Below are 17,081 nucleotides of genomic sequence, written 5' to 3'. Positions count from 1 at the left end.
GTCTGACTATAACTTATTCTGATTTCCAAATTACATTTTCACCATAGTTTTTACCCCAGTTATACATCGCATGCAGCACGGGCATCAGGCTCTGTCCGTGATCCGTCATCGTATATTCCACACGAGGAGGTACTTCTGCATACACCTTGCGCTCAATTAGCTTGTCTTCCTCCAGCTCACGCAACTGGTTGGTCAGCATCTTTTGGGTAATATGAGGAATCAATCGCTTCAATTCACTGAAACGTTTGGTGCCTTCAAGACCCAGATGCCATAAAATAATCAGTTTCCATTTGCCGCCAATAACAGCAAGGGTCAATTCTTTCTCACAGTTGATCTCTTTCAAGTTGATGCGTTCCTTGACTTCGGTTGCCATGGCTCCGAGCCCCCTTTTCTTCCACTCAATATTATATCGCTAAAATGCATTTCGCATATCACAAGAACACTCCGCAACAGGAGAACTTGCCGCTCCCTTGTATCATATAACGGGTTCATTGGTTCGATACAGCTTGTATACATTCTACTACAGCAAGACTCTGATGTTAAGCAAACCCCGAATCAGACCACAAACAACGATAGCAGAAAAGACCGGAACTCCCTCTTGTTTAAGGGTATTCCGGTCTTCCATCTATAAGTTGAACTAATGAATATTTACACTAGCCACTCCGATGACAGAACAATCTTCCGATCGCTGTTATGCCCAGATTTTTTCATCCTCTTTATCAAAAGTGAAAATCTGGTCATAAAGGCGAACGCTCCGCTTCTCCAGCTTATTTCTGTCCTCTACGTTGTTGTGTAAATGTTTAGTTCAACTTATATATTCTACTTCATCAAGTTTATGACATATGGTCTATTCCAGGTTGGCATGACGCCCAAACATGTCTGCTCCAGTCATACTCTTCATTTCCATCATGGTGAGCACCAGTGCATCCATGCTCATTAGCAGCCCCTGTTCAAACAGAGAGCCCATCGGCTGAATGGTCACTTCGGTTCCGGCGGTCGCCGTATCCTCTTTGGCAGAGGCAGTAAGACGAACCACGGTATCGGACAGCTGTCCAATGGTGGACTCTGGTTTAATTGTGATCAGACCCACAGGAGCACCTGCTTTACTGGCCTTCTGAGCCATCGCTGCCAGACTGCCTGTCTCCCCTGAGCCTGAGCATAACAAGAGGAAGTCTTTCGGAGAGATCCCTGGCGTAACGGTCTCCCCAACTACATATACCCGCAGACCCATCTGCATCAATCTCATCGCAAAAGCCTTTCCCATCAGACCGGATCGGCCTGCGCCTGCCACAAAAACCTGTTCGGCAGCCAGAATATGTTCCGCCATGGCCTGCATCTCCGAGTCGTCGATCTGGCTTAGCGTACGTTCCAGCTCCTTCAAGATGTCCACTGCGTATTGTCGGCTGCTCATCTGTCTTACCCTTGTTGAACCAAACGTTGCATCTCAGCTGCAACTTTAGCTTTGTCTGCTTGTCCAGTGATACCGCCACCCACAATCACCAGATCCGGTTGTGCTTTGATCACTTCAGGCAATGTTTCCAGCTTGATGCCACCAGCTACAGCTGTTTTTGCATTTTTCACGGCTTGTTTGATCGTTTGCAGATCTTCGAACGGGCTTTGTCCTTCAGCTTGCAGGTCATAACCTGTGTGTACACAGATGTAATCTACGCCAAGCGAATCAACTTCTCGAGCACGCTGTTCAAGATTAGGCACGTTGATCATGTCCACAAGAACTTGTTTGTTTTGTTTCTTCGCTTCTGCTACTGCACCTTTGATCGTACTATCATTGGTTGCCCCAAGCACAGTGATCAGATCCGCACCAGCTTCAGCTGCTTTCATGATTTCATAACCACCAGCGTCCATAATTTTAAGGTCTGCAAGAACTTGCAGATTAGGGAATGCTTCTTTCATCGCTTTTACCGCGTGCAAACCTTCATTAATAACGATTGGCGTACCAATCTCAACGATATCGATATATTGTTCAACTTCTTTAACAAGTGCAATACCTTCAGGGATGTTTACCAAGTCCAATGCCAATTGCAATTTCACGATTCATTTCTCCTTTTGTTGTTCGAGTATGAGTATATCCTGTAAAGGATGTTAAAATATTTAGCCTGCACCGTTCAGCCAGTTCAGATGCATGCAATGTTTGTCATGGCTACTCATTCATTGTAGAACCCGACTATCCGTTAAGGAAGTACGCACTTTGAAGTCAGGTAGTTACTTGCACGATACTATTGATTAAATTACATTGTTATATGAACTTAAATTTGAAAATAAGTTATCGTTCACAATCCACATATGTGGTTATCTGCGAATTCATGTGCTCTTCTTCTCATCAAAAAAGACCCCGCCACAAGGACAGGGTCTTTCCAAAGTATCAAGTCAACAAGATTATACAAATTGATCCTGAAAACGTATTTAAACCTCTCGGTTAATCATTCAAATCTTGGATTTACAGATAAACAGGTTTCACGCATACCGGCTTGGTTACACCTGTGCTGTGGCCTGTGTATTTCAGACGCCCGCTCTCCTGATCCACTGTAAAGGAAACGATATTGTTGGTATCGCGGTTAGCTGCGATCAGCAGTTTGCCATTCGGAGTCAAAGCAAAGTGACGTGGGTGTTCACCCTCAGCAGATACATGCTCAACCAGTTTCAAATGTCCTGTTTCAGCGTCTACTGCAAATACCACGATGCTGTCATGCCCGCGGTTCGAACCGTATACGAAACGACCATCGTTTGATACGGCGATTTCAGCTGTTGTGTTTTCACTGCCGTCATAGCCGTCAGGCAATGTGGACACGGTGGAAACCTCTGTCAACGTGCCTGCTGCTGCATCATAACGGAAAGTCGTAATGGAAGAATCCACTTCGTTAATAACATAGGCGAATTGACCGTTCGGATGAAATGCCAAGTGACGAGGTCCTGCACCCGGATGTGTTTTGGTTTCACTGTGCAGTACGAGTTCATTCTTGCCTGCATCAATGGAGTAGATTGCGATTTTGTCCGCACCCAGATCCTGTACCATCATGTATTTTCCATCCGGGCTGAAGAATGCAGAATGCACATGCGGCTTGTCCTGACGTTCAGGATGCGCACCTTTGCCTTCATGTTTCTTTTCATCCAGAAGCACGCCAACTTCACCGTTATCCGTCAGGGCTTGCAGACCCACCAGACCACCGTGGTAGCTGGAAAGGATCAAGTAACGTCCGGAAGGATCACGTTGGATATGACATGGTGGAGCCGAAATGGAGTCATGACGATTCAGCAATGACAATTTTCCTGTTGAAGGATCAATGCTCAGAGCTACAGCTTCAGACATTTTATTACCTTCGGCAGACGCCGTCTCACCGATCGCATACAGTTTATTACCTTCAGCATCCACGTTTACAAACGTTGGATTTTTCACGCCCGCGATGCCGTCAAGCTTGGAGAGGTTACCTGTATCCTCATTCAATTCATATGCGTAAATGCCCTCATTTTCCGCTTCGGCATAAGAGCCGACCAATACGAGCAAGCGTTTTGATTCACTCATTACAGTTTCCTCCTCTATGTGTATGTAATCTGGTTGCACCTCTTCTATAATAAATCTGCCATATCAAAATAGCAATCCACCGCCCCTGCGCATCCCATCAAAGAAGTGGCATTCACATCGCTCATGACGTAAGACAATACCAATATCCATTCCGACAAAGGTCAACTTCTGCTATGATAAAATAGGTTTTTCATCCAGAAAGGACTGAATTTCGATTGTTTAATTCATTTCTGCTCACGTTATATCATGTATTTCTGCCCATATCGCTTCCCGTGATCGGAGGCATATTGTTAAAACGGTTCAAAAATTGGGATACTCGGCCGCTGTCGACCTTTTCCCTCTATATTTTGAGCCCTGCGCTTATCTTTGATACACTGCTACATGCTGATATTACATGGACAGACGTAACCGGCACATTCTGGTTCTCCATCATCAATCTGATCGCCCTGTGGGCACTTGCTGAACTGCTGAGCCGAATATTCCATCTTGGGGCAAGCGAAAAAGCGGGACTTACCCTTGTCTCCACGTTTACGAACTGCGTGAATTATGGGCTCCCGCTTGTGTTGCTTGCCTTTGGACAGCTTGGATTGGATAAGGCTTCGGTATATGTCATCGGACAGATGATCATTGTAAACACAGTAGGTATCTTTTTTGCCGCCAGATCTGAATTCACGGTCAAAAATGCGATTCTGTCCGTCTTCCGTATGCCTTCCATCTATGCTGCTTCGATAGCCATCATCCTGCGTGCATCCAATCTGAGCTTGCCAGTGGCACTGGATGGAGGCATCTCCATGCTCGCAGCCGGTTACTCCCCTGTCGTACTGGCCATTCTCGGTGCACAGATGCTCAGAGCGCGTGGTTCCGTCGAACCTTGGAAACCCAACGTCCGCAAAGCGTTCTGGACTGGACTTATAGTACGGCTTGCTGCAGCTCCAGTACTCTCATATCTAATCCTGACTGCACTTCAGATTGAAGGAACGTTATTCAGTGTGCTGCTGATCCTAGCGTCCATGCCGACCGCAGTGAACGCCGTAATTTTGGCCGAGCAATTCAATGCGTCTCCGCAGTTTGTGTCCCGCTGTATTCTGTGGACAACTGCTGCGTCCATGGTCATTCTGCCGATCATGATTGTGATGTCTTCCTGATCAGCACGGAAGCTGAAGTTGGAGACATCGCTGCCTGCTTGCGTTTCTCCAACCGACGTTCAAAGCGACGTTTGAGTGCTCTGACATAGAAGAACTTGACGACAAAGTAAGAAATCACACCCAGGATGACTCCAAAGACGGACATACCTGCCAGAATATCCAGGCCACCCCGCAATAGTTCACTTAGCGCGGACCAGTTGCCGCGAAACAGCTCCATAAAGGCACTCTCATGAACAAGTCCCTGCCCCATGCTGTGCGCCGGCAATATCCAGGAACCAATTTGCTTGGCAAGCGGCATCAATATGATAGGCAGGAAAGTTAGCTTGCCGACCACATTGCCCACAATAGCCGCTGGCAGTGAACCACCGGACAAACGTACAATCGGATAGAACACGAGATATACCAGTGATGCTGTGGAAATGACGATCAATTCCAGACCAAAACCCAAAGCAAATCCGGTAGATACTTTATGTGCCCCGCCGGGAGCACGTAACAATTTGAGAAAATTAAGCTTCAAAGCACGTGTTAAACGCGCAAAACGTGAGTTTTTGCTTTTCTGTAGGTTCATACCGAACTTCCCCTTATCTTACACAAATGACGGCTCAAGCCGCCTACTCTTCAGTATATCACACCGCGTTAACGCCTGCTGTTATAATCACTGGCTGTGTCTCAATGGCGACGTTACCTGCTACCGCTCTGGAGATCATGCAGGAATCTTCTGCTTTATGTGCCAAGCGCTCCGCCTTCGTTACATCAGCATCAGATGCATCCGCTTTGAGCACAATGCGAGGTCTGTGTGTGATCCGTTCGTACGTAAATACGTTATTGGTAACATCCACCGTCGCTTCAGACTCCAGTGTCAGTTCATCTGGTGTAATATCCGATCGCTCCAGCATTGCTGCCAGTGTAATCAAATAACAGGTGGACGCTGCACCCAGCAGCATTTCATCCGGATTGGTACCGGTACCCGGACCACCCATCTCCTGTGGAATCGAAATGACTGTTTTTAACCCGCCTGCATCAATATGCCCTTCACTATTACGTCCACCATTCCAAGTAGCTTTCAGGTGAAAAGGATGTTTCATTATATTCATTCCTTTCTAATTAGACACGGACACATGCTATAGATTGTTCATTCAGTGCGTTAACCTGCTCCTCATCTAAGCCCAGATCAGTTATTACTTTTGCCACACTGCTGAGTTCAGCCACTCTTGTAAAAGCCTGCACGCCAAACTTGCTCGAATCCGCCAGCAATATAACTTCATCAGCTATGCTGATCATCTTCTGCTTCACCAGCGCCTGCAATTCATTCGACTCACTGATGCCCTTGGTCAAATGTACACCTTTGCAGGATAAGAAAACTTTATCCACATGATACGCATCAAGCGACCGTTCAGCTAGCGGCCCTACAAACGATAGGGACTTCGAAGCAAGCTGCCCGCCTGTCGCGATTACACGGATCTGTTCCTTGTTACTCAGCTCCGCTGCGACCTTAATGGAGTTGGTCAACACGGTGAGTGGTATGTTCGGCAGTCCAGCCGCCATATACCACGCAGTTGTACTGGCATCCAGCGCTATCCGGTCACCGTGCTCTACCATTTTCAACGCTTCGTCCGCAATTCTGCGTTTCTCTTCTGCATGAGTTACAGCCCGCTCCGGATAAGGGATCTCCGACTGCCCCTCTTCTTTATATTTTACGCTGACAGCCCCGCCGTGGGAACGTCTGAGCCTTCCCGCCTGCTCCAGCTTGTCCAGATCACGACGGATCGTCTCTTCCGTCACACCGCAGCGCTCACTCAGCTCGGTTACGCGCATACTTCCCTGGGAATCTACCCATTCCACAATTTTCTCATAACGTTCAGCCACGAGCATCTTCATTCACTCCAAACCGTTGATTATCCAAGATGAATCCTGTTCATCCCATCATACCACAGTGCCCACGGAAGGAGAATTTCATCGAGGGCGCACAGGGTGCAAAAAAGAGGGAGCTTACGCTCCCTCCATTTCGAATGAAATTGTGTCTTATTTATCGTCAGCCATAGGGAACCAGCCCGGTGTGTGAATAATTGCATTCCACAGACCGTCAGGGATAACCAGACGTTCCTGATCCGATTTGGTGAGAATCGTCTCAATATCTTCTTCACGTCCGCTTTCGATTTTCTCAACCCAGTCAGGCTCGATAATCAGCTCACGACCGATCGCAAGCAATGGCACACCACTTTGAAGAGCTTCGGCTGCCTCATCTGCCGTATGGATGGCCCCTACACCAATGACAGGCAGTTTACCATCCACGCGGTCAAGAATAAATTCAATTCTGGAGCGAGTATCTGCTTCACCACGTCTTGGCTTGGACCAGAACTCGTTGACGGATACATGCAGGTAATCCAGATTTTTATCTTTCAGCGCATCAACCAATGCATACGTCTCTTCCATGGTCAGTCCCGGTGTTTCCGGCTCTTCTGGGGAGAAACGGTATCCAACGATAAACGGCAATTTCGTATGTGTAGCTACAGCCTTCTGGACCTCATCCACCACAGCCAGTGGGAATGTGAGACGTTTCTCGATGCTTCCACCCCAACGATCTTCACGTCGGTTGGAATGCGGAGAGAAGAACTGCTGAATCAGATAACCGTTCGCACCATGAATCTCAACACCGTCGAAGCCAGCTTCAATGGCGCGGCGGGTTGCTTCTCCAAAGTCCTTGATGATGGACGTAATTTCGTCATCAGACAACTCTCTTGGTACAGGAGATCCCGGACGCTCACTGGCAACAGCGCTTGGAGCAGCGACTTGACCCGCTGGCACCGCTTGTTCTGGCGTGAGACGACCTGCATGGAAAATTTGCAGTACGGCTTTGGAACCTTGCTGCTTAATCGTATCGGCCAGACGTTTCAGACCGGGAATAAAGCTATCGTCATAACTTCCAAATTGAGCCGGAAAACCAATTCCATTCGCAGTTACATGGGTTACCGCTGTAACAGACATACCAGCACCGCCAGTACGACGTGCATAATAAGCAAGTTCAGCGTCTGATACAGTACCATCGGGATTTGAGGACATATGAGTCATTGGAGCGAGCACGATCCGGTTTTTCAGCGTAATGCCGCTTGGCAGTGAAACTTGTTCAAACATTGGGCTATACTTTGGATTCATTCGTGGTTCCCTCCTGATTTAATATCTCTTTTAATAGATATATGAATATATGCGTTCGCTCACTGTAATGATTATAGTTACGTTTCACTCACATTGCAACTTTTCATTTTCACCCCTTATCCATTCGATGCTTAAAGCTCACTGCTCCATTCACTCTCCGCCTTTTGTCCATTACACTTTTTTCTTCTTTCTCAACCCAAAAAGACGGAGTGTCTTACAACTCTCCGCCTCATAAAACTGCTTGGTTAGCTTAGAAACTGCGTACGTATGCCAGCTTCTGGTCCATTTCTTCCACACATTCATAGCAGTCATGCTCATCATTGGCTACCATCGGAGTAACCGGATACAGATTCATCTCTGTACTGTTGTAGGATTTCAACAACGGCAGCAGCTGTGTCACGCGTGTGTTCGCCGGATCCAGCCAGGTATTGATTTCTTCTTCAGACAGAATCGCCGGCATTTTGCTTCCAAACTCCCGTGTAACCATGTTCGCTCCCGCCATCAGCATCGTGCAGGTACGCAGTGGCTGTTTGCGCGTATCTTTCCATACCTCGTATAATCCCGCTATGCCAAACAATCCGCGATCCGGCATAACCACTCGGACTGCATAGCTTTTCTTGCCTTCTTGACGCCAGTAATACAAACCATTGCATGGGATAACACAACGCTTCGTCTCTACCAGCTTGTAGTAGGCTGGATTCTCATGCACCGTCATGAGATTGGCATTGACTGCATCGCGTCCCCAGAACGGAATGAATCCCCATCGGAACTCGTCCAATACCCGCTCACCATCCTGATGCAAAATAATCGGTGTATGCTGGGTTGGGCTGATATTGTAACGGTTTTTGTAATAATACATCACCCGTTGAATCTTAAAATGATCCCTGACCTCATCCAAATCGGCTGCCAATGAAAAACGGTTACACATGCTCAGGCACTTCCTTTCCCTGCTTGAATTGAATTTGATTGTATTGTTTGTAATAGCAGGGAAATTATGCATGCTTGTATAGAAAGCATTAGTAATCGTGTGAAATCTTCCTATTTCCCAGTGCCTGAGCTATAGAGAAGCCTGAATTGCTGCGGGGTCATCCCTATATAGGTCCGAAACATGCGAATAAAATAACTGCTGTGTGTAAATCCACACTGAGAAGCAATTTGTTTCACGGATAGTTCCGAGTCTACGAGCATTTTCTTCGCGGCCAGAATGCGGCAGTCCAGCAGATACCTGCCGGGCGGAACACCCATGATACTCTTGAACATGCGATTAAAATAATACACGCTGTATCCCGCTATATCCGCCATTTCAGCAAGACTTAGCGGTTGTGTGCAGTGACGACGAATATAATCGGCTGTTGAGCGGATTGTATCCTGATGGTTCAGTAATGACGTCCCTTCTATTGACTCCGAATTTCGTGCCAATTCAACTAGCAACTCATACAGTAACGCCGACAACTTCGGTTCATGCACACTCTCATAACCTTCACCGAGCTGGCATAATTGTTCATGCAACTCCTCGAAACGTTCCTCGCCAGAGAATGAAAAGAGCCACACTTTATCCGGATTCCGCAAGCCTAGCAGCCGCTCCAGATCGTGGGCTTGCAGATGAATCCATCTGATACCCCAGGGATCAGATGGATCGGCATAATACTGTTGCGCCTGTCCCGGCGCATATAGAAAACCTTGTCCAGCCGTTAATCGAACGCTACCCTGCTCGGTTCTCACTTCACCCTGTCCGTTGAAAACCAGATGCAAATTATACTCTCGTATTCCGTGCGGACGATGTTCCTTGTGCTCTGGATCGAGATATCTTCCGTAGGCTACTGGATAACATGCATACCCTGCATGCCCGGGCTCCGGCATAAACCAATGGTTTCGCATATGTTCTTCCCCCAAAAATAGCAAGATCATGATACCCTATCGCAACATGTTATTATATTCCCCTCTCATTATCCATTATAAAATGAAATAGACTCGACACTCTTCCACAAGATGATGATAGTGGAGTCATTAAGCACTGGCTTGAGCGTGCATGAAAATCATTATGTTCCAGACCAAAGGAGATTAGCATACATGAACCAAAACCGACCTATTCAAATGGGTGTTGATTATTATCCTGAACATTGGGACCCTAATCTGTGGGAGCAGGATGCCCAATTAATGGCCGATAGTGGTGTACGTATTGTACGTGTGGGTGAATTTGCCTGGAGTCGAATGGAGCCTGCCGATGGACAATTCGATTGGACATGGCTTGATCAGGCGCTCGATACCCTTCATCGCAATGGGCTCCAGGTGGTGATCGGTACACCAACGATGACACCACCACGCTGGCTCACCAAAAAATGTCCTGATATTCTGCCGATGCTGCCAAGTGGACAGTTGTACCATGAAGGAGTCCGCGGCCACCGCTGTTATAACAGTTCGAGCATGCGGACGTACAGTGCACGAATTGTTCAGAAGCTGAGCGAGCGATATGCAGGACATCCGGCTGTAATTGGCTGGCAGACTGATAATGAATTCAGTTTCACGGATTGTCAGTGTACTGCTTGTTCAGAGGCTTTTCGCGAGTGGGTTCGAGCCCGTTACATTTCACTAGGGCAGCTCAACCAGGCTTGGGGTACTGTTGTCTGGAGTGGAGAATACAGCGATTGGGAACAGGTGACGCCACCATATGGCGGCTCTCCGTTTCAGAATCCTTCGTTCCTGCTGGACTACTCCCGTTTTCAGTCGGATTCCATTGTGGCTTTTCAAAGCATCCAAATTGAGATCATTCGGCATAACTGTCCCGATCATTTTGTCACTCATAATTTTCATAGCTATCCGCAAAAGGCAGATCAATATAAAATCGGTCAGGATCTGGATTTCGCTTCTTTTGATTACTATCCCAACCCTTCACCTAACAAAACGGACACCGCACCTTACAGTGGCGCTTTGTCGCTAGATCTAACACGTGGCATCAAACGCCGCAATTTCTGGATTATGGAGCAGCTTAGCGGACCTCCAGGATGCTGGTTTCCGATGTGGCGTACACCCCAGCCCGGCTTCTTGCGTGCTTACTCATGGCAGACTATTGCCCGTGGAGCGGATGCGGTAGTGCATTTCCGCTGGCGCAGTGCCACTATAGGAGCAGAACAGTTCTGGCACGGACTGATTGATCACAGCAATGTTCCAGGGCGACGGTTCAAGGAGTTTCAGCAACTGTGTACCGAAGTGAACAGTCTGGGTGAACGCCTGCAAGGCTCAACATTGCAGAACGAAGTCGCCATCCTGCATTCGCATGATCAGTTAAACGCTCTACGAATTCAGCCACAGGCGGAAGCACTGGAGTACTACGAAAATATAAAAGTATGGCATCGTGCCCTAACCAAATGGGGAATTAGTACAGATGTTATCCATTCCTCGGAAGCGCTCGATGGCTACAAAATCATCATCGCACCGCACTTGTATCTGCTGGACGAGAGCACCGCGGAACGTCTGCAAGCTTTTGCAGCGGATGGTGGCATATTGGTCTTAACGCATCGCACCGGTGTCAAAAACGATAACAACGTCTGTGTCATGGAGCCACTTCCAGGTATGTTATCTTCTTGCTCGGGCGTGCGTGTTACCGAATATGATCCCGTCGGTGGTGACCAAATTCAGATTCGGGATGAGAAGGGCAATACATATGCTGCTTCACAATGGGCTGATGTGTTGGAAGTGGACACGGCACAGGCGATTGCGGTTTATGCGGATCAATTTTATGCCGAAAGTGCGGCTGTCACCCAAAACAACTGGGGTAAAGGTGCTGTCTATTATGTAGCGACCCAGCCGGATGAAGCTTATCTGAGCCAGTTACTGCAAAACATCGCTGAACAATGTGGCCTATCCGGGATTCAAACCCTGCCAGACGGTGTCCAGGTGACAACCCGCTCAGGACCGAATGGAACGTTTCGTTTCATCCTGAATTTAAGTCCTGAATCTGTCTTCATTCCGTTGCAAGCATCATACAAAAGTGCATTGAATGGAACTATGAAAGGACCTCGATTGGAACTGGAGCCGTATGATATCGAAATCTTGGAGATTCAATAATATGTAACATATCTGCGCTTAAAACAAAATGAACCATGAAAAGGCCCGGGTATGCACATCAAGTGCATCCGGGCCTTAAAGAATTGGGCGTTAACAACATAAACCAATCTTACTTGATTACAATTTGATAAAGTCAGCCATGGAACGAACCTGGATGGCCCCCGCCTTGGAGACAGTACCATCAGATCCCTGTAATTCCCCTCTGGAGGTGAACTTGACCTTCACAGGAATACCCGGAATGAGGTCGAAGAAATTGTCCGAGAACACCCCTTCTGCCTCAGTAGAAATCCATACTTGTTTTGCAAGTACATCGCTTTCCAGGACCAGATGCACGCCATCATTCTCGGTAACTTCGGTTACCTTAATTTGCGCTGGTTGCAATGTAATATCCTTTGAAGGTGCAAAATAATGTTCCTGTGTGATGTCGGATGCCCCATCCTGCTTCAGATCAATACGCAGCAATGTTGTTGCAGCATCGCGACCTTCCAGCCATTCCGCCTGGCTCAATGACAGCACCTGTTGACCAGAGTTGGATGCCAGAGCGACTTCATGCTCTTCCTCACGATATACCGTGCCATCAAAGCCAATCAGGCGTATCTGGAGTTTGCCTTTCACAGGTTCAAGCTGATCCGAGATGAGGTAAATATCTGTCACATCTTCCTTCGTACCATCTACCGATACCAAGATATCGCTGAAGCTGCGTTTCGCGTAATATTGCAATGCTTTCCAACGTCCGAAGTAATCCATACCCGCCCAGGAAGCCACCGGCCAGCAATCATTCATCTGCCAGTAGAGCGTTCCCATACAGAACGGTTTGCGACGACGGTGAGCCTCAATGGCTGTTTTCATCGCCTCAGCCTGAAGCACTTGGCTCATATAGAGAAAGGATGGGAAATCCTTCGGCTCATGCATGTACATATCCATGTATTGTTTAATCAGACGATTACCTGCCCCGTTCTTCTGATGCGCCAGCATGACTTCAGACTCCAATGCCAAATCCTCTTCCTCCGCATACTTGCGAACCGAATCATACTCAGGGAAGGACTGGAAGCCATACTCACTCATGAAGCGTCCAACATGAACGTTGTAGTTCTCAAAGGGCTCCACATTATGCCACACACCCCAATAGTGGATATCCCCTTCAGATGTGGATGGGTGAGCATGCTGTTTCTCGTCTCCCGACAGTGATACCAGTGGTGAAGAAGGCCAATAATCCACACCAGGAGCATAGGCTTCAACCACTTCAGGCAAAAGATCATGGAAAATAGCTTCGTAATCCGCCCAAATGCGTTCTCTTTGCTCCGCGTTGTAATCTTTTTTCCAACCCCAGCCGCCATCCTCAATGTAATGTGCCCACGCTGAATCAATCTCGTTATTACCACACCACAGCACGATGCTTGGATGATTACGCAGACGTTTCACATTATCAATCGCCTCATGCTTCACACTATTCAGGAAAGCCTCGTCTCCAGGATACATGCTGCAAGCAAACATAAAGTCCTGCCATACGAGCAAACCATATTCGTCACACAACTCGTAGAATACGTCTTCTTCATAGAAGCCACCACCCCATACACGGAGCATATTCATGTTCGACTCGGCAGCAGATACAATCTCATGCAGATAGCGCTCACGTGTCACTTCTGTTATGAAGCTGTCGTTGGGAATGTGGTTCGCACCTTTGGCAAACACAGCAACTCCGTTTAACTCAAAATAAAAGGATGCTCCCGCTTTATCTTTGTCACGAACCAGACGAATGGACCGAATACCCGTTTTGACTGTAGACTCAGCCACAGCCTGTTCGCCCTGAATCACTTTCGTATGGAAAGAATACATATGCGCGTCACCCAATCCGCGGCTCCACCACAACTTCGGCTCAACAATAGAGATTGGAACCTCCACAGTTTGGACGCCCGGTTTCAGGGTTACAGCCTGCTCCCAACTCTGTTCATCCGTTCCTACTCGAATAACTGTTTCTATCGATTGCGTAGACTCCACTTCCACGACCGCAGTGAGCGAAGCGGAAGCAGCGGTTACTTCATTTTGTTGAATGAATACATCATTAATTCGTACGTCCGTCCAGCCTTCAAGGCGTGCTTCGCGCCAGATTCCGCTGGTTACAAAACGTGGACCCCAGTCCCAACCATAGTGGTACGGGGCTTTCCGTGCAAAAATACTCACTCTTTTATCGCCTAATCCCCCCACGTCAGATTGATCATTCGATGCAGGCAGGGCATATCCTAGTTTCTCCAGCTTCGGCAGATCTTCATTGATCGGAGAACGAAAACGTATTCGGAGTACGTTGCCACTTGCCTTTACAACAGATTTCACGTCGACTGTCCACACCCGGAACATATTGTCTGCCGACAACAGATGTTGTTCATTCACATACACATCTGCATATGTATCCAGACCATCAAAGACCAGCTCCAGATGCTGCGACGACAATAGTGCCTCATTCACATCAAATTCCGTGCGATATTCCCAGTCTTTCTTATCGACCCATTGAATTTCTTTTTCGTTAGTTCCATAGAAAGGGTCCGGTATTTTACCCAGTTTCAGCAAATCCGTATGCACACAGCCGGGTACGTGAGCCGGCATCCATTCCTGATCCTCACAAGCCTTGAACGTCCAATTCTGAAAAGTCTGCGATTGTATTTTACTCATGACAGCCTCCGTTATCATTGAAGTATTTTTTTAAAAAAAACATTTTGTTATGTTTTGTTATTATAAAAACAAATAACTTACAAAACAAAATTAACATGATATGCTCAATTCAGTCAATCTGTTTTGTGGATTATTTCAAAAAAACATATCCGATAACAAAAAAAGACATGAAGACCAATCTCTCCATGTCTTTTCACCCCAAGTTTATAGGGTCCTGGCGTGTGTTAATATTACATTTCTAAATTTACGTTCGTTAGCTTCACGTTAAACTAGCATTGTACTCATCACGAATGATTAGTTCCGAATAGATCAGCTTTCTTTCAAAAGGCCCGTCCGGATGCTCCAACCGCCATAATAACTGGTCCACCGCACGTCTGCCCAGATTCTCCTTATCGATATGCACCGTAGCAAGAATAGGCTCATCTGCACGGGTATTATCAAACCCGGTTACTGCACAGCGCTCTGGCACCTCAATGTCCCTGCTTTGGAGTGCACCAATCACAACAGCGGCCATGTGGTCGTTGGCACATACCATCACTTCGGGGATATCCTCCATCTTCATGGCGATAATCGATTCCCGAATGTGATCCAGATCAGGTCCCAGCAAATCTGCTTGCTGCGAAACTTGCAGCTGCATCTCTTCCAGTACCGAACGATAGCCGAGCCATCGTTCTCTGAAACTGGCTGCATCAGGCAATTCGCCAGCAAACTGTAGCCGTCTGTAACCCTTTCCAACGAGCATCAACACCAGTTCCTGCATACATTTCATGTTATCTGTAAACACCGTATCTCCATGAATTGCCGGGTCTTCATGATCAACCATCACAAGTGGAATATGCAGTCGATAAATCTCGAGCAATACGGATGTGGAAATGGAACCGACAGTTATAATACCGCTGATGGCTTCAGGATTCAGCACCGAAAACATGCGATCTGAGGAAGGTTCCGTCAAGGTCAGGATATCCATGCCCTTCTCATTCAGGCGTGCAGATATTCCGTCAAAGATGGGACCCCAGTACAGGGAGGATCGATTCTGCGAACGAATGTTAGGAAACAAGATCAGAATAGTCCCCTGTCTGTCTATCTTCATCTCCTGTTCAGCAGGGGTTTCCACTAGGAAACGTTTCGGTTCAGCTTTGAAATATCCGAGCTGTCCTGCCGTTCTGACAATCATCTCCCGGGTATGTTCACTGACACCGGGTTTACCGGTCAACGCACGAGAAACTGCGAATTTGGATACCCCCGCAGCATCGGCAATTTGCTGCATGGTTACTCTTTTGGCCATCCTTCTCACCCGTTTTTCCTTTATTTTTCATTTAGTGTAGCATAAAAAAAGGGATTCAACAAAACAAGTTATGAAAAGTTTCATTTTGTTAGGTTGATAATTTGCTATAGATTCTGAATCTCTGCTGGATAAATAACAAAAAAGTTCCTCCACCTGCTTCACAATGAAGTTGATGGAAGAACTCTTGCTTTATTTCAAAGTTATACGCCCGGTGCTCCCTGATCTCCCAGTTCAGTCTGTAATGCTGTCCGCTTTCTGCGCCAGAATAACGGATAAGGGACTCTGATCTCTGTAATCAGAACACCAATGAGCATAAGTGCTGCACCCGCATACCCTTGCAGAGTAAGGGACTCCCCTTGAAAGGTAAATGCAAATGCTGCTGCAAACAGTGGTTCAAGTGAAAAGATCAGACTCGTTCTCGTTGGTGAAGCATGCCGCTGGGCAAGAGTCTGTAAAATGTAGCCAATGCCGCTGCACAGTACTCCCAGACCCAGAATGGCCGCCCAAGATTGAGGTGTTTCAGGTAAACGTGGTGTCTCCAGCACAAATGTAGCAGCCAGCCCCCACAGGGCTGCAACGCCCAGTTGCACCGTTCCCAGCGTTAGTGGATCATGCTTCGGCGTATACTTGCCAGCAATCATAATGTAGATCGCGTACATTAATGCTGCGAGAATGCAAAGGATATCCCCCATATGCAGGCTAAGCTCATGTTGGAGTGTCAACAATGCGAGCCCAATTACCGCCACGAGAATACTTATCGTTAACCGCAAGTCTGGCATTCTGCGATGCAGAATTGTCGTCAGGATGGGCACAAAGATCACTGCCAAACTGATCAAAAATCCTGCCTGGGAAGCCGTTGTGCGCTGTACTCCATAAGTGATAAATACAAAGGCCGCAAATAACGCTGTTCCCATAATAGCCCCTGCTGCAAGCGTTCCTCGATCCATTCTGAACAGTCGCCGATGGAAAAGGACAGCTGCCGCGATAAAGGCAATTCCAAACCGGAAAGCGACCAGATTCAATTCCTGCATGGACTCCAGTCCTGATTTCATAAACAGATAGGATGATCCCCATATTACCGTTGCGAGCAGCATCTGTAAATCCGCTCTTCTTGATGCTTGACCTTGTGGTGCACGTACTCCGTTCATCTTGCTTCTACCTTCATTCTATGTATTATAATCTATCCGAGGCTCTATCGAACTAACTCGCCTTGGCAAGTATAAACGAT

Annotated in this window: 15 protein-coding genes; 2 read left to right on the top strand and 13 right to left on the bottom strand. The window is 47.3% G+C overall.

Annotated features, from left to right (window positions below):
* Window positions 1-13: 13 nt before the first annotated feature.
* From A6049_RS03725 to A6049_RS03710, 4 genes are all read right to left on the bottom strand, one after another.
* Complete coding sequence (locus A6049_RS03725; protein WP_063563329.1) at window positions 14-373, bottom strand: winged helix-turn-helix transcriptional regulator; 360 nt, start codon at window positions 371-373, stop codon at window positions 14-16.
* 474 nt (window positions 374-847) lie between these two features.
* On the bottom strand, window positions 848-1,411 hold the full coding sequence (gene hxlB / locus A6049_RS03720; protein WP_063563328.1) for a 6-phospho-3-hexuloisomerase: 564 nt from the start codon (window positions 1,409-1,411) through the stop codon (window positions 848-850).
* 5 nt (window positions 1,412-1,416) lie between these two features.
* The gene (gene hxlA / locus A6049_RS03715) at window positions 1,417-2,049 is read right to left on the bottom strand and encodes a 3-hexulose-6-phosphate synthase (RefSeq protein WP_063563327.1); all 633 of its coding nucleotides are present in this window, start codon (window positions 2,047-2,049) and stop codon (window positions 1,417-1,419) included.
* A 406-nt stretch (window positions 2,050-2,455) separates the two neighbouring features.
* Window positions 2,456-3,538, bottom strand: a complete 1,083-nt coding sequence (locus tag A6049_RS03710) for a lactonase family protein (protein ID WP_063563326.1) — start codon at window positions 3,536-3,538, stop codon at window positions 2,456-2,458.
* Between the two features lie 215 nt (window positions 3,539-3,753).
* On the opposite strand from A6049_RS03710, the gene A6049_RS03705 reads away from it, so the two are divergent.
* Window positions 3,754-4,683, top strand: coding sequence for an AEC family transporter (locus tag A6049_RS03705; protein ID WP_063563325.1), 930 nt, complete (start codon window positions 3,754-3,756; stop codon window positions 4,681-4,683).
* On the opposite strand, the gene A6049_RS03700 is transcribed toward A6049_RS03705, so the two are convergent.
* The 6 genes from A6049_RS03700 to A6049_RS03675 all read right to left on the bottom strand — a co-directional run bounded on the left by A6049_RS03700 (window position 4,661) and on the right by A6049_RS03675 (window position 9,714).
* Complete coding sequence (locus tag A6049_RS03700; protein ID WP_063563324.1) at window positions 4,661-5,251, bottom strand: DUF2062 domain-containing protein; 591 nt, start codon at window positions 5,249-5,251, stop codon at window positions 4,661-4,663. The two genes, A6049_RS03705 and A6049_RS03700, sit on opposite strands and share 23 nt — an antisense overlap.
* A gap of 58 nt (window positions 5,252-5,309) precedes the next feature.
* Entirely contained in the window at window positions 5,310-5,768 is a 459-nt protein-coding gene (locus A6049_RS03695; protein WP_063563323.1) for an OsmC family protein, read from the bottom strand.
* Window positions 5,769-5,787: 19 nt separating this feature from the next.
* A complete protein-coding gene (locus A6049_RS03690) occupies window positions 5,788-6,555 on the bottom strand; it encodes a DeoR/GlpR family DNA-binding transcription regulator (RefSeq protein ID WP_063563322.1) in 768 nt (255 codons plus the stop codon).
* A 150-nt stretch (window positions 6,556-6,705) separates the two neighbouring features.
* Complete coding sequence (locus tag A6049_RS03685; RefSeq protein WP_063563321.1) at window positions 6,706-7,836, bottom strand: NADH-dependent flavin oxidoreductase; 1,131 nt, start codon at window positions 7,834-7,836, stop codon at window positions 6,706-6,708.
* Window positions 7,837-8,086: 250 nt separating this feature from the next.
* Window positions 8,087-8,764, bottom strand: coding sequence for an SOS response-associated peptidase (locus tag A6049_RS03680; protein WP_063563320.1), 678 nt, complete (start codon window positions 8,762-8,764; stop codon window positions 8,087-8,089).
* Between the two features lie 110 nt (window positions 8,765-8,874).
* Entirely contained in the window at window positions 8,875-9,714 is an 840-nt protein-coding gene (locus tag A6049_RS03675; RefSeq protein ID WP_063563319.1) for a helix-turn-helix transcriptional regulator, read from the bottom strand.
* A gap of 192 nt (window positions 9,715-9,906) precedes the next feature.
* Here A6049_RS03675 and A6049_RS03670 point away from each other — a divergent pair, with 192 nt between their 5' ends.
* On the top strand, window positions 9,907-11,901 hold the full coding sequence (locus A6049_RS03670) for a beta-galactosidase (protein ID WP_095205947.1): 1,995 nt from the start codon (window positions 9,907-9,909) through the stop codon (window positions 11,899-11,901).
* A 117-nt stretch (window positions 11,902-12,018) separates the two neighbouring features.
* Here A6049_RS03670 and A6049_RS03665 read toward each other — a convergent pair whose 3' ends face one another.
* The 3 genes from A6049_RS03665 to A6049_RS03655 all read right to left on the bottom strand — a co-directional run bounded on the left by A6049_RS03665 (window position 12,019) and on the right by A6049_RS03655 (window position 17,001).
* Window positions 12,019-14,568: a beta-mannosidase gene (locus A6049_RS03665; protein WP_063563318.1), complete on the bottom strand. Its 2,550-nt coding sequence runs from the start codon at window positions 14,566-14,568 to the stop codon at window positions 12,019-12,021.
* A 259-nt stretch (window positions 14,569-14,827) separates the two neighbouring features.
* Complete coding sequence (locus tag A6049_RS03660) at window positions 14,828-15,853, bottom strand: LacI family DNA-binding transcriptional regulator (protein WP_063563317.1); 1,026 nt, start codon at window positions 15,851-15,853, stop codon at window positions 14,828-14,830.
* Between the two features lie 200 nt (window positions 15,854-16,053).
* On the bottom strand, window positions 16,054-17,001 hold the full coding sequence (locus tag A6049_RS03655) for a DMT family transporter (RefSeq protein ID WP_063563316.1): 948 nt from the start codon (window positions 16,999-17,001) through the stop codon (window positions 16,054-16,056).
* Between the last annotated feature and the right edge of the window lie 80 nt (window positions 17,002-17,081).

Source organism: Paenibacillus sp. O199, assembly GCF_001636635.1.
Taxonomy (GTDB): domain Bacteria; phylum Bacillota; class Bacilli; order Paenibacillales; family Paenibacillaceae; genus Paenibacillus; species Paenibacillus marchantiae.
The sequence above is the reverse complement of the archived record's forward strand: the minus strand, read 5'-3'. Positions and strand labels throughout refer to the sequence as shown.

Coding starts and splice junctions, on each gene's coding strand:
- A6049_RS03725 (WP_063563329.1), bottom strand. CDS start 373: ATGGCAACCGAAGTCAAGGAACGCATCAACTTGAAAGAGATCAACTGT.
- hxlB (WP_063563328.1), bottom strand. CDS start 1,411: ATGAGCAGCCGACAATACGCAGTGGACATCTTGAAGGAGCTGGAACGT.
- A6049_RS03710 (WP_063563326.1), bottom strand. CDS start 3,538: ATGAGTGAATCAAAACGCTTGCTCGTATTGGTCGGCTCTTATGCCGAA.
- A6049_RS03700 (WP_063563324.1), bottom strand. CDS start 5,251: ATGAACCTACAGAAAAGCAAAAACTCACGTTTTGCGCGTTTAACACGT.
- A6049_RS03695 (WP_063563323.1), bottom strand. CDS start 5,768: ATGAAACATCCTTTTCACCTGAAAGCTACTTGGAATGGTGGACGTAAT.
- A6049_RS03690 (WP_063563322.1), bottom strand. CDS start 6,555: ATGCTCGTGGCTGAACGTTATGAGAAAATTGTGGAATGGGTAGATTCC.
- A6049_RS03685 (WP_063563321.1), bottom strand. CDS start 7,836: ATGAATCCAAAGTATAGCCCAATGTTTGAACAAGTTTCACTGCCAAGC.
- A6049_RS03680 (WP_063563320.1), bottom strand. CDS start 8,764: ATGTGTAACCGTTTTTCATTGGCAGCCGATTTGGATGAGGTCAGGGAT.
- A6049_RS03675 (WP_063563319.1), bottom strand. CDS start 9,714: ATGCGAAACCATTGGTTTATGCCGGAGCCCGGGCATGCAGGGTATGCA.
- A6049_RS03670 (WP_095205947.1), top strand. CDS start 9,907: ATGAACCAAAACCGACCTATTCAAATGGGTGTTGATTATTATCCTGAA.
- A6049_RS03665 (WP_063563318.1), bottom strand. CDS start 14,568: ATGAGTAAAATACAATCGCAGACTTTTCAGAATTGGACGTTCAAGGCT.
- A6049_RS03660 (WP_063563317.1), bottom strand. CDS start 15,853: ATGGCCAAAAGAGTAACCATGCAGCAAATTGCCGATGCTGCGGGGGTA.
- A6049_RS03655 (WP_063563316.1), bottom strand. CDS start 17,001: ATGAACGGAGTACGTGCACCACAAGGTCAAGCATCAAGAAGAGCGGAT.